Genomic DNA, 13,201 nt, shown 5'->3' with positions numbered 1-13,201 from the left:
CCCTCTTTCTATACTCAATTATGATGATTGACGCTTACGCCTTTTGAGCTTTATCAGCGATCTCATCATCTTCATGGTACATTTTGTTGTAATCGACAAAAACACCGTAGTGCGGATCACCTTCTTTGTCTTCTTCGACCATGCTGACAGATTTCTCAAGCAGATGACGGCAATCAGGGCTAAGGTGACGAAGGTGCAGTGTTTTTCCTCTGCGGGTATAGCGTTCAGCCAAGCCGTCGATTGCTTCCAGACCTGAATGATCCCAAACGCGGGCATTGCGGAAATCAACGACAACATCATCGGCATCATCGGCGGGGTTAAAGAGATCTCGGAAAGAGCTGATAGATCCAAAGAACAATGGGCCTGAAATTTCATAGACTGTTGTTTTACCGTCTTCTGTTGTGCCGACACGTGCATAGATGTGTTTGGCCGAGTTCCAGGCAAAGACCAGGGAAGAAACAAGGACACCAACGACAACAGCAATGGCAAGATCGCTATACACTGTGACACCTGAAACCAAAATCAGAACAAAAGCATCTGTTTTTGGAATGCGGTGCAGAATGCGGAAGCTTGACCATTCAAAGGTGCCGATTACGACCATAAACATCACTCCGACCAATGCGGCAAGCGGGATCAGTTCGATAAGATCTGAAGCAAAGAGAATGAAGATCAAAAGAAAGAGTGCAGCAGCCACACCGGAAAGCCGTGCTTTACCACCGGATTTAATATTGATCATGGACTGGCCGATCATGGCGCAACCGCCCATACCACCAAAGAAGCCGGTCACGAGGTTTGCAACGCCCTGCCCCATACACTCTTGCGATGTGCGTCCTTTGGTTTCGGTGATTTCATCAATCAAGGTCAGGGTTAGCAGGGACTCAATTAAACCAATAGCTGCGAGGATGAGTGAGTAAGGGAAAATGATATAGAGTGTTTCCAATGTGAAGGGAACACTTGGGATATGAAATTCAGGTAGACCGCCGGCAATAGAAGCCATGTTGCCAACGGTTGGGATATCAAGTCCAAAACCAATAACAACTGCTGTGACAACAGCAATGGCAGCCAATGGTGCAGGGATCAGAGTTGTCACCTTAGGCAAGAGGTAACTGATTGCCATTGTCAGGGCAACAAGGCCAAGCATGATATAAAGCGTTGCACCACTTAACCACTCACTGCTTGGGTCTGTCGGGTTAACTTTGAACTGGGATAATTGTGCCAGGAAGATGACAATGGCCAAACCGTTCACAAAACCAAGCATGACCGGATGTGGGACCAAACGAATAAACTTCCCGAGTTTAAAAATACCAGCGAGAATTTGCAGGATACCCATCAGGACCACAGCGGCAAAGAGGTACTGTACTCCGTGTGAAACAACGAGGGCGACCATAACAACTGCCAATGCGCCTGTTGCGCCGGAAATCATCCCGGGGCGTCCGCCGATTAACGAGGTAATCAGGCCAACGATAAAGGCAGCATATAGACCAACCAGCGGATCGACCTGTGCTACGAAGGCAAAGGCGACAGCTTCTGGTACAAGAGCAAGAGCAACGGTTAATCCCGAAAGAACATCAGCTTTGATATTTTTCGGGTCGCAAAAATTGTAAGCTTTCATCTGGTATCCGATCGGATCTCTTTTAGGTCATGGGGGGTACCCTATGGCCGAATTAAGGGCGATCTTTACCTCTTGGAAAAGCCGCCGTATGTCTATTCGCGTATCTATTCTGGCGCGCTTCTAACAAATTTATTTACTTTAGAAAATATCTAATCTGCGTCTGACCTGTTCTGTGGGGTATGTGTTGAACACATACCGTCAGAAGTATGGTTGCTCAAAAGAGGAATTGTATCCCTTAATCTTCTTCGACAACCACGTGATCAGCATTCCAGGCACCGGGCCAAACTTCTGCTGAGCCGTTTCGCAGCCGACGAATTTCACCCAAGTCGATATCTTTGGCAACAATCAAAGGCCCTTGACCGACAGTGGTATCTGTTGGTGAAATTTCTGTTGCAACCCCAATATGTCCAAGGCTTTCTTCGCAAGGAATATATACAGCTGCGGCAGAGGTTTGGTTTTGTCTTTTGGTGCCAAAAAAGTGCGTAGCCCCGATTGGCCCGACAGCGGCTACTGCGGCTTGTAGTTCTATGGCTCTCGCCTTTGCACAGCCAAATACACGATTATAGCCCGCAAGTTTTGACGTCATGGATGGTACAAGAATTAAATCAATGTCGTGATTTGCGATGAGAGATGACAAAGCTGGCATCTCTATATCCAGACAGATCAAGATTGCAATCCGCAGGTTCCGCCACGTGAAGATCTGGACCTTATTACCTGGTGTCAAACACCAGGCTTGGGGATCCTGTTCGTTGGGCGTCAGGCAAAGTTTATCCTGTGTGATATATCGTCCATCGGGTAAAAACAGGTGCGCTCTGTTGTAATACCCGCTGTTGTCATTGACGGGAGAATCAGAAATTTTATCTCTTGTATCAATCGCAACAGGGAAGGTTCCGGCCAGTAATCCCATATCATGAGTTGTCGCCAAAACTTTCAACAGGTCAATAGCTTCTGCTGCCTGTGTTGCCATCCAGGGAATCTCTTCGTCGGGGCCTATACCTGCCGGAGCAAAAGACATCCACTGTTCAGAAACATATTCAGGCATGAGCAACAAATCTGCCCCCTGCTCTTTGGCTTGTTCCATTCTGTGGCTGGTAATCTCAATCCAGTCAGATAGCGATTTAAGTGGTGTTTCCAGATTTATAGCCCAGAGAGCAATATTTAACGGGGATAGAGTCACGCGTGTTCTCCTGTGTTGCCCTTTCTATGATATAGAAAACGTCTCCAAAGGAAATCTTTAACCTGCATAAGATAATTGGCAAAAGTGCTCCCCTTCTATACAAAGGCTTTGATTTCTTATTCAATCTTTCAAGAATAAATTGAGATTAAGTATGCATCCTGCGACGAAAATCAGTTTGATTATTACTACATACAATTGGCCACAGGCCTTGGGTTTTGTATTGAGGTCTTTGGAGTATCAGACAGATAAAAATTTTGAAGTCATTATTGCTGATGATGGATCTGGTCCGGATACAAAGCAACTTATCAAAAATTTTTCTGATACGTCTGAGATAACGGTTAAACATTTTTGGCACGAGGATGATGGATTTCGTGTGGCTGCGGCACGAAATGGAGCTGCGGCACTGGCTGAAGGTGATTACTTTGTGTTTATTGATGGTGATTGCTGTCTGATGCCGTCATTTATTGCGTCTCACCGTAAACTAGCTGAAAAGAAATGGTTTGTTGCTGGCCGTAGAGTTTATTTAAAAAAGCGTTTTACAGCGAAAATCTTCAAGAAAGCATGGAGATTTTTCAATTGGCCTTCCTGCATTCTTTTTATTATGGGGCTGACAGGCCAATGCAATCGTCCTTTTCAGTTTCTTTCTATACCTCAGTCAAATAAAGCACGTAAAAAACAAGCAAAAAAATGGGAAAAAGTTCAAACCTGTAATCTAGGGGTTTGGAAAGAGGATTTTTATGGTGTCGATGGGTTTGATGAAAGTTATGAAGGCCATGGACTTGAGGATTCTGATTTTACGGTTAGATTGATTAGAAGTGGTGTACATCGAATTGATGCCGATTATTGTTCGCCAGTTCTGCACCTTTTCCACAGTAGATCTATTCCTGGGCGTGAAGGCAAAGAATTGAAGAACCCAGAATATTTCCAAAAACTGTTGGAAAGCGATCGTTTTACTGCGGTTCAGGGAATATCTTGCCGTTTAAGTCGTGAGAGTTTTTGAAGTAGGATACTTCTTTTAGCCATCTAATTAATGGTTTAATCGTTTTTGAGTTCCCACAATCTTTTATTGATGCCGTCCACAATTTTTCTTCGCTTCCGGCGAAGCTTGTGGATTATTTTTTTTGGGTCCTGAATTGGGGGGCCATCAGATCGAATATCTGATTGAACATTATCATCATGTAAGATTGGGAAGGGAAAAACCGCTCGGATTTGTAGTTTGTTTTCCCATACTCTATCCATCGCGATATCAACTGGGTGGATAATAGTTTTACAATAGCTATGAAGCTTTTTAGCCCCGGATTGGTTCAGTATGTATCCAACAGCTCCGCAGGCATTGCCTTTTAGTTTTACCAAGTTTGTTATCTCGGTCACAGGTTCTAAAATTTCAAATTTGCGATCACGGGAAGATGCAAGGCGTATCATATCCCATGGCGTTTTGACGTTTTTTATGTTTTCCAAAACGGTTGGTAGTTCTTCTGTAATATTGACGTCATCTTCAATAATCAGGGCCATTTCAAGTCCTTCATTTAAGATGCGTTCGAAAAGAGTGAAGTGGCTCAGATAACATCCAATTTCATTAGGAGTCATATCTTTACCAAACTCTTTTAGCCGATAGCTATGAGCATAGTTAGGTAAGCTTTTCCAGTCGAGTTCTCGACCATCAAAAGCTTTGTGGAATTCATAATTTAATCCGATCGCGCTAAACTGATCTTCAATTTTTTTCCTTCTCTCGGCAGATCTTTCAAGATTTATAATAAAAATCGGAATTTGCTGAGGCATAAGAAATCCTAAAATGAATTTGCGATTAGATAGAGCTTATAATCTTGGGCTGATCGGTGCGCAAGGATGATAGACTATAGTGTCTATGCGGGCAGCTTTGATGGTGTTAAATATTGAAATAAACAGATTTAAGCTGGAGTAGAAAAATCCAACAACATAGCTGTGGTGATCTAACAATCACGACAGCTATGCATGATGAGTTTGTTTATTCCTTTAATTTGCTTTCAATTGAATCCCAGATATCAGCTTCGAGTGAAACACCGTTGAAGCGGTTTATTTCCTGAATTCCGGTCGGGGATGTCACGTTGATTTCTGTCATGTAATCGCCGATGACATCAATGCCGACGAAAATGAGGCCGCGTTCCTTTAGGGTCGGACCAATCGCAGCACAGATTTCACGATCACGTTCTGTCAGGCCAATCGGGTCTGGCCGTCCGCCGACATGCATATTGGATCTTGCTTCGCCTTCTGCTGGCACACGGTTAATAGCGCCCGCTGGTTCTCCGTCGATCAGGATTATCCGCTTGTCCCCTTTACGAACATCCGGCAGGTAGAGTTGTGCGATAATGGGTTCGCGGTAATGCTGCTCAAACAATTCAAAAACGGAATTCAGGTTTTCATCATCAGGCTTGATGTGAAAGACCCCTGCACCACCATTTCCATAGAGCGGCTTTACAATGATGTCTTTGTGTTCTGTTCGGAAGGACTTGATTTCCTCCAGATCATTTGTGATCAGGGTTGGAGGCATGAGTTCCGGGAATTCAGCAATGAATAGCTTTTCCGGGCAATTTCTAACCCAACTGGGATCATTTACAACAAGTGTGTGGGGATGGACATGATCCAGCAGGTGCGTCGCGGTAATATAGGACATGTCAAAAGGGGGATCCTGACGCATGAGAATAACGTCAATAGTAGAGAGATCAATAACCTGAGCTTCACCAAGTGTTGCATGGTTTCCCTGTTCACGTCTGAACTCTACAGGGCGACATTTTGCATAGACCTGCGATCCTTTCATTGAAAGATCCTTGGGCAGGTAATGGTACAGTTTGTAGCCACGGTTTTGAGCCTCGAGACCTAATATAAAAGAGCTGTCGCCATTGATATCAATGGTTGATACTGGGTCCATCTGGATGGCAACGGAGAGTGTCATGAGGTCATATTCCCTAGTCGATCAGTTCAGTTGTGCTTTCAGTTTCTGGAGCATTTGAGAGGCTTCCATCAGACCCCTGTGGTCTTCTTCGATTAGTAGATAGTGTTCCAGAGTTTCAATTGCAGCAAGAATGTTATTTAAAAATGCCTGAAGCATGCCAGCCTCGCGCCATATCGCCGCCTCATGGGGGGCGATGAGAAGCATTTTCTCCAATACTTCTAATGCTTTTTCCGGCTCTTCTGCCTCAATCAAGCGTACTTTAATATTATTTTGAAGCCGCAACAGGATATTGCGGTTACTGACAGATTGGGTGAATTCCGCCCGCAATTCCGCCTGATCACTCATAAAGCTTTTCAGAGTTGAACGAAGCCAGGGAGTATCGCGGACTTGCCCGCGATCAAAGGGGTCAACAATGACATGTTCTTTCCCGTATGAAAGACGGATAAGGAAATGTCCTGGGAAATTCAATCCGGTGGCAAAAAGAGTCTGTTCAAGGTTGAGTGAATTTATGATGTGAAGATAAAGAATGCCTAAGACAATTGGCAGGCCTTTACGTCTTTCGATTACGGCAATAAGGTTTGCATTCTCAAGATTATCGTAAGTTTCAGTGTCGCCTTTGTACCCATGTATATCATAAAGAACAGTTTCAATTGCGCCAAGAATATCGTTTAGCTCAAGCGATTCTTTGTTAAGTGTAATTTGTTCCAAAAGGTTTTCTGTTTCTTGAAGTAAGCTATCCAAGTGATCTCTGTAGCGATCAATAGAATTGGTTTGACGATCTTGTGCTGCAATTAAAAGAGCTGTTTCTGACAGAGAGATATCATGATCATTCGAATGCCCGACAATTTTCAAATGATGGGTGATATCTGCGTTGGATATTGATGTGCGCTGTAGCATGGATCTTATTTACTATTAAACGGCGGTAAGAATAACAGTTACCGCCGTTTAAATCTATTTGAGCAGAGTTATTGTGTTCGGGATGGATCATCCTTTAGTGTGACATAGCTAACAACCCGTTTGACATAATCGATGTCTTTAGCATGAGCAACAACTCGGTTTATTTCCTGTTGGTTCTGAGCAATGCCAAGTAGGTAAACGCTTTGATTAACAGTATCAACATTGTAATTAATCGAGGTAATTTCTTTATCGAACAACAGAACTGTTTTTAGTTGAGTGTTAATCCAGACATCCCGTGCATAGTCAGTAATCCCACTGTCATTGTTGACTTCAATCTCGTTAATGACCTCGCGCACGCCAGTTGCTTTCCACGCTTCTCGAACCGCAACAATACGGTGTTCTGGTAGTTCGACGTTGCCGCTGAGCAGGACTTTACCTTCGTTAACCTGAATATTTACTTTCCTGAAAATGGAGACATTTTCTCGTAAAAAAAGATCGTTTATCTCGAGCTGAATTTGAACATCTGTTACAGCTTTCTGAAAAGATCTTTCTTCGGCTGCTGTGTTCGCAGCAACTGCACCTGCACCAATGACTGCGCCGGTTGTGCTACATCCGCTCAGTATCGCTATGCTAATTAGTGTAAATGTTAGCCTAAGTGCCATCCCCACCTTGGTCATGGTGAAATTACTCCTGTTTATGACCTGACCTCAAAAATTGAGATCTGTAATATCTATCTATGTCTTTGTACGGCTTGTTTAGTGAACTTGCCACGCATTTTTTATGTGATAGGGGAAAACTGTGGCACCAATAAGAACGGCATCAAATCTTTGGTCAAAATCCTGATATTGAGGATTTTGCTTTAAAAAATATTGTGCTGCATGAGTGATTCGTACTTTTTGTTTTTGACTGATTGCCTGCGATGCGGTTTCGAAGTCGTGCCTTTTTTTCACTTCTACAAAACAAATCAATCTCTTTTTGTGGGCAATCAGATCAACTTCGCCAACCCTGGTTTTGTAGTTTCTGGCGAGAATTTTATACCCTTTGCATCGTAAATACCAAGCAGAGAAAAATTCTGCGGAACGACCAGTTTCATAGCTGTTTCTTTTTGATTTATTTGGTGAAAGATCAGGCATTCAAGTGTCTTTTGAAAGTTCCAGTGCGCGTTGATAGACTTTCTTTTTGGGGAGACCTGTGGCTGTACTGACGAGGGCGGCAGCATCCCGTAAGGAGTTACTTTCCAATGCACTTTTGATCTGGTCATCAAGATCTTGCTCGGTGAGTTCGTCGGGGCCTGCACTATCCTGACCGACAACAATAACAATCTCGCCTTTGGGGTTACCGGTTTCTGCGTAGTGCTCGGAGAGTTCTTTGAGGTTTCCGCGGCGTATTTCTTCAAATTTTTTCGTTAACTCCCGGGTTACTGCAGCGGGACGGTTGCCGAGGACGTTGAACATATCTGCCAAAGATCCTGCCAACCGGTGCGTAGATTCGAAAAATATAAGCGTTGAAGGAATGGTTGTAAGCTCTTTCAAGGCTTTGCAACGGGCACCTGTCTTATTGGGAAGAAAGCCGTTAAAGAAGAAGCGATCAGTTGGTAGCCCGGATAAAATAAGCGCATTTATAGGGGCTGAAGCGCCGGGAATGGAGGTTAAGGCAATGCCTTCTTCGTGGGCACTGTTCGCAAGTTTGTAACCCGGGTCTGATATGAGTGGCGTTCCTGCATCGGAAACCAAAGCCACGACATTGCCTTTTTTTACCTTTTCAATAAGCTTTGGTCTTACTTTATCTGCGTTGTGTTCGTGATAAGCAACCAATGGAGCTGTGAAGCCAAAAGCCTGCGCCAGCTTTTTGGTGACACGTGTGTCTTCACAGGCGATAAGATCAGCGGCCGCCAGAATTTTTTTTGCGCGATCCGTAATATCCCCCATGTTGCCGATTGGGGTGGCAACGAGGTAAAGTGCTGGTTCAGGTTTATCACTACTAAGGGCAGGTCGACTGTTGGCTTGTTCCTCGGTTAGTGTTTTATTGGTCCCGTCTGATTTTGTGGCAGGATGATTTTGAGAGGATGACTGTTTTGAGCTCAACGTTGGCGACTTTCTTTGTTGTAAAAGGCATGGGCATAAGCCGTAGGCTTGTATCCCTGCCCGCGATCATCTTGCTTTCTATTCTGATCTCTGGATGTCAGACAACCATGAAAAAGGGGCCAGATGCAACGGCAGAAACCCCTGAAGTGCAAGAAAACCAGTCAGAGTCTGCAGAAAACACAACAGAGCCGGAAATTACCGAACCTGAAATAATTGAAGAGGTTGAGCCCTTCGCCGACCTTGAGACGGCAGAAACCGTTGTAATTAGCGAAAAAAGAACAAAAGTCGGATTTCTTTTACCTTTGAGCGGCCGCCACAAGGCCATTGGTGAATCTTTGTTGAATGCGGCGCAACTTGCCTTGTTTGATGTATCTGGCGAAAAGTTTGATCTTGTGGTTCGCGACACGGCGGGAACGCCTACTGGGGCACGCACTGCAATGGAATCTCTGATTACCGAACAGGTTGATTTGGTGATCGGGCCGCTGTTTGCAACATCTGTTTCAGAAATTACCCCTCTTGCCCGCCAAGCTGGTATCAATGTTCTTTCATTCTCGAATGATCAGGCTGTCGCGGGTGATGGCATCTATGTTCTGGGGCTGACACCGGAAGAGCAAATCAGGCGTGTTGTTGATTATGCAGCATCTCAGGGAATTCGCCGGGTTGCGGTTTTTGCCCCTGATAATGACTATGGTCGTCGTATCGTCAGCGCGTTACAGATCCAATCTTATGGATCGGGTGTTGAACTGACGCGCTTGGGTTTTTTCAACCCGTCAGATCCTGATCTGGAAGATGAAGTAAAGGCCATCGCCAACTATAATGTACGTCACCAATCTCTTTTGGCGCATAAGGCAACGTTGAAGTCTCGGGGTGACGCGGCTTCACGTCGAGCATTGGCCCGGCTTCGCGGGCGCGATACGCTTAATCCACCAAATTACGAGGCCATTATTATTCCCACAGGTGGCAAGCAGTTGCTAACAATTGCGCCTTTGCTGAACTATTACGATGTTGATCCCAGCCAAGTGAAATATCTTGGTACAGCGCTTTGGAATAATCCGAAGCTTGGGCGTGAGCCGGCATTGGTTGGCAGTTGGTATGCTGCACCCTCTCCGGTGCACTGGGAGAACTTTAAAGATCGTTACAAGGTGCTTTATGGCAGAACACCGCCACGAATTGTGACGCTTGCGTATGATTCCGTTGCTCTTGCCGCTGTTATTGCCCGTCAGGCCGAAAGCCAATCTACGGCAGTGAACTATTCCAAGAGTCTCTTGACCAATTCACAAGGTTTTGCTGGCCTTGATGGTGTTTTCCGTCTTCACGCGGATGGGCGGAGTGAACGTGGTTTGGCCATCCTGTCGCTGGAACGTGACTTGATCAATGTTGTTGACCCTGCCCCAGCCAGTTTTACACCTTTGGTGAATTGATCATAAGTGACGTTGGTACTCATAGATTACTGGAAGTAGAGCTGTGGCTATAGAAGACCATCAAAATTGTCAGCCTCCAATTTCCAGTAAGTCTGGGGAAGAGAGTTGTTGTCAGGGGTTACCCGATCTTGGCAATAGTGGTGTTGAACACCTGAGCAACATTTTCAAGACACTGGGGGATGAAGGGCGGTTACGGCTTTGTTTGTGCTGTTTTCAAAATCCTTGTTCTGTTAGTGAGCTTTCAGAGGCAACAGGGCAGTCCCAATCCTTAACCAGTCATAACCTGCGCCACCTTAGAGACGCGCGTATATTGGTGTCTAAAAAAGTAGGTCGCCAAGTTCACTATGAATTAGCTGATGATCATATTCGTCATGTCATTGCGGATATGGCGCATCACGTTCTAGAGGATCACGATTAAAACCAGGCCACAGCAACAATCCAGCAACAATCCTGCAACAATTGATACAAAATACCCGCTAGCAGCTTTTCGCACGCACTGTATAGTAGGGCAGATTTAATTCTATTACGGATTGTAAATGCCCTCTTCGCTTCTTTTTTTTGTTTTTGTAATTGGCATTCCTGCCCTCGTAATCCTATGGGGTATTTTTGCCTATAACCGTCTTGTGAAATATCGCCAGCAAGTCTCTGAAGGGTGGAGCGGTATTGATGTGCAGTTGAAGAAGCGGAGTAACTTGATCCCCAATCTGGTTAAGGTGGTAAAGGGCTATGCTGCCCACGAGAAGTCGACCCTGACCGAAGTCACGGAATTAAGAGCGCAATGCGTAAGCTCTGTGGGAAACAGTGTTGATCAACGGGGCAAAGTCGAAGGAGGACTTGCCTCGGCTTTGACCAGATTGCTTCTGGTGGCAGAAAACTATCCGGATTTAAAAGCGGACGGCAGCTTTCGTGATCTTCAATCAACTTTGACAGAGGTTGAAAACGATATCGAGATGGCGCGCAGGTATTATAACGGCGCAGTTCGTTTGATGAACGTATCTGTTGAGAGCTTTCCAAGTAACTTAATCGCAAAACAGTTTCATTTTACCCGCGCAGAATATTTTCAACTGGAAAACCCAGATGACCGGCAGGCACCAGGAGTAAAACTATGATGAAACATCAGATCTTCCGTAAATGGAATTGCATATATCTGTTGCTTGGGATGCTCGTTCTATTTGCTCCTTCCCTTGTACTCGCTGATGAGCGAATCAAGCTGTTTGTTTCTGACATTGAAGTGCAAGAAGATAGCAGTTTGAGAATTACAGAAACAATAACAGTTCGTGCTGAGGGCAAAAATATAGCAAGGGGAATCTATAGAGATTTTCCCACTAAATACAAAGTTCGAGGTAAGGATTATTCGGTTGGTTTTCAGCTCTATTCTGTTGCGCGAGACGGACAGAATGAAGATTACCATATAAAAGATCTTAGTAATGGTATCCGTATTTATTTGGGACGGTCTGATTACCTATTACCTCCAGGTGAATATACCTATGAAATTACCTATATAACGATCCGCCAACTCACGCATCTGGATACGATGGATGAGTTGTACTGGAATGTAACTGGTAATGATTGGAACTTTCCTATTGATAAAGTCGTTGCAAACATCGATCTCCCGACTGGCGCGAATGTGATGAATTCTATTGGCTATACAGGGTATCAAGGCGAAGGTGGAAGTGATTATGAATCAAATTTAACTTCGGATGGGATCTCATTTTCGACGACACGTTTTTTACAAGTTAGCGAAGGTTTTACGGTAGCCGTTAGCTGGCCAACTGGCTTTGTCCGAGTCCCGGATAACTTTGAGCAAGCTGAAAACTATGTTGAAGACAACACCAGCTTCTTGATTGGGGTTGTAACGTTGTTCATTATCACGGTGTATTATTCTGTCGCCTGGTTTTATGCAGGACGTGATCCGGCCGCAGGTATCGTTATTCCCCTTTTTGAGGGGCCAAAAAATATCTCCCCTGCTGCGGCTGGATATCTGAGCCACCTGGGCTTTCGAAAAGGTTATAGCGAAAAAACTGCCTTTGTGGTTGCTCTGACAAGTTTGGCAACAAAGGGCTATATAATCATTGACCAGAGCAAGAGCGATTATTCACTAAAGCGTACAGAAAAAGCAGATCTTGATAGCTTGCCGCGCGGTGAATGGACGATTATTGATCGATTGCTGCCTGACCATGGAGATGAATATAAGTTGAAGCGAAAATATGATTCCAGATTTGCTTCTGTGGTCGGTTTTTTCGGTGAAGCAGTGAGTAAGGAGTATGGATCTGGGTATTTTGCAGCAAACACGGGTAAATGGCTCATAGGGTTTTTGATCGGGCTGGTTGGGGTTATTATGTCACTGGCCTATGCAGGGGGAGATCTTATTATCCCTGCACTCTTTTTCATGGCCTTCTTTGGTATTTTTTCCGGGGTTGTTTTACCGCCTTTGTGCAGAGTTCTGTCGGGAAAAATGGCAAAGTCCGGCCTCTCAAAAAACATTGCCGCGCTTTTGCCTTTGAGCATTTTTCTGGTGATACCCTACTGCTCCTTATCAGTGGGAGAACTCATTACCGATCAGGCTTTTTCTGCTGAAAATTATGGTGTTGTTATTTCGATTTTTACAGTCACGCTGGTTTTCAGTTATTTAATGGAAGCACCGAGTGTAAAGGGGCAGAAAATCCTTGATCAACTGGAAGGATATAAGCTGTATTTGTCAGTTGCTGAAGGTGAACGGTTAGAAGCAATTGGCCCCGAACCCGATTTTAATGAGCACGTGTTTGAACAACATTTGCCGTTTGCCATGGCTCTCGGGGTCGAAGATCAATGGTCGCAGAGATTACAAAACTATCTCACAGTCATGAATCAGGTTCCGATGGATTATAAACCACGTTGGTATCGGGGAGACTCCTTTTCCCGGAGCTCAAGCTCCATTGCCAGTGGGCTGACAAGTGGTATCGGGCATACTATTTCTTCGGCTTCCAGTCCGCCGAGCTCTTCGTCCAGTAGTTCATCAAGTGGTGGTGGATCTTCCGGCGGCGGCGGTGGCGGCGGTGGCGGTGGCGGTTGGTAAGATATCGCTGATACTGAACTATTATC

General features: G+C 44.9%; 13 protein-coding genes. 5 read left to right on the top strand and 8 right to left on the bottom strand.

What is annotated here, in order from left to right; translation table 11 throughout:
• Nucleotides 1–34 precede the first annotated feature (34 nt).
• Nucleotides 35–1,612, bottom strand: coding sequence for a SulP family inorganic anion transporter (locus BKB51_RS12925; protein WP_085901521.1), 1,578 nt, complete (start codon nt 1,610–1,612; stop codon nt 35–37).
• Between the two features lie 235 nt (nt 1,613–1,847).
• Nucleotides 1,848–2,789, bottom strand: a complete 942-nt coding sequence (locus BKB51_RS12920; RefSeq protein WP_198946736.1) for a nitrilase-related carbon-nitrogen hydrolase — start codon at nt 2,787–2,789, stop codon at nt 1,848–1,850.
• Between the two features lie 151 nt (nt 2,790–2,940).
• On the opposite strand from BKB51_RS12920, the gene BKB51_RS12915 reads away from it, so the two are divergent.
• Nucleotides 2,941–3,789: a glycosyltransferase gene (locus BKB51_RS12915; protein ID WP_085901520.1), complete on the top strand. Its 849-nt coding sequence runs from the start codon at nt 2,941–2,943 to the stop codon at nt 3,787–3,789.
• A 35-nt stretch (nt 3,790–3,824) separates the two neighbouring features.
• On the opposite strand, the gene BKB51_RS12910 is transcribed toward BKB51_RS12915, so the two are convergent.
• The 6 genes from BKB51_RS12910 to rsmI form a co-directional block, all read right to left on the bottom strand.
• Nucleotides 3,825–4,568 (bottom strand): glycosyltransferase family 25 protein, encoded by a 744-nt coding sequence (locus BKB51_RS12910; protein ID WP_085901519.1) that lies wholly within the window; start codon nt 4,566–4,568, stop codon nt 3,825–3,827.
• A 205-nt stretch (nt 4,569–4,773) separates the two neighbouring features.
• Entirely contained in the window at nt 4,774–5,718 is a 945-nt protein-coding gene (gene gshB / locus BKB51_RS12905; RefSeq protein ID WP_085901518.1) for a glutathione synthase, read from the bottom strand.
• Nucleotides 5,719–5,739: 21 nt separating this feature from the next.
• Nucleotides 5,740–6,615 carry a SirB1 family protein gene (locus BKB51_RS12900; protein WP_085901517.1) on the bottom strand — a complete coding sequence of 292 codons (876 nt, stop codon included), beginning with the start codon at nt 6,613–6,615 and terminating at the stop codon, nt 5,740–5,742.
• A gap of 68 nt (nt 6,616–6,683) precedes the next feature.
• Entirely contained in the window at nt 6,684–7,292 is a 609-nt protein-coding gene (locus tag BKB51_RS12895) for a BON domain-containing protein (RefSeq protein WP_085901516.1), read from the bottom strand.
• Between the two features lie 78 nt (nt 7,293–7,370).
• Nucleotides 7,371–7,748 carry a YraN family protein gene (locus BKB51_RS12890; protein ID WP_085901515.1) on the bottom strand — a complete coding sequence of 126 codons (378 nt, stop codon included), beginning with the start codon at nt 7,746–7,748 and terminating at the stop codon, nt 7,371–7,373.
• Entirely contained in the window at nt 7,749–8,699 is a 951-nt protein-coding gene (gene rsmI, locus BKB51_RS12885) for a 16S rRNA (cytidine(1402)-2'-O)-methyltransferase (RefSeq protein WP_085901816.1), read from the bottom strand.
• Here rsmI and BKB51_RS12880 point away from each other — a divergent pair.
• The 4 genes from BKB51_RS12880 (at nt 8,690) to BKB51_RS12865 (ending at nt 13,175) form a co-directional block, all read left to right on the top strand.
• Nucleotides 8,690–10,120: a penicillin-binding protein activator gene (locus tag BKB51_RS12880; protein ID WP_158090223.1), complete on the top strand. Its 1,431-nt coding sequence runs from the start codon at nt 8,690–8,692 to the stop codon at nt 10,118–10,120. The genes rsmI and BKB51_RS12880 overlap by 10 nt on opposite strands.
• Nucleotides 10,121–10,163: 43 nt before the next feature.
• Nucleotides 10,164–10,538 (top strand): ArsR/SmtB family transcription factor, encoded by a 375-nt coding sequence (locus BKB51_RS12875; RefSeq protein ID WP_198946735.1) that lies wholly within the window; start codon nt 10,164–10,166, stop codon nt 10,536–10,538.
• A gap of 118 nt (nt 10,539–10,656) precedes the next feature.
• On the top strand, nt 10,657–11,229 hold the full coding sequence (locus BKB51_RS12870) for a LemA family protein (protein ID WP_085901513.1): 573 nt from the start codon (nt 10,657–10,659) through the stop codon (nt 11,227–11,229).
• On the top strand, nt 11,226–13,175 hold the full coding sequence (locus BKB51_RS12865) for a DUF2207 domain-containing protein (RefSeq protein ID WP_085901512.1): 1,950 nt from the start codon (nt 11,226–11,228) through the stop codon (nt 13,173–13,175). Before BKB51_RS12870 ends, BKB51_RS12865 begins: the two co-directional genes overlap by 4 nt.
• Nucleotides 13,176–13,201 lie beyond the last annotated feature (26 nt).

This window comes from Kiloniella majae, from assembly GCF_002118315.1.
Taxonomy (GTDB): domain Bacteria; phylum Pseudomonadota; class Alphaproteobacteria; order Kiloniellales; family Kiloniellaceae; genus Kiloniella; species Kiloniella majae.
This window is presented reverse-complemented; position numbering and strand designations above follow the sequence as displayed.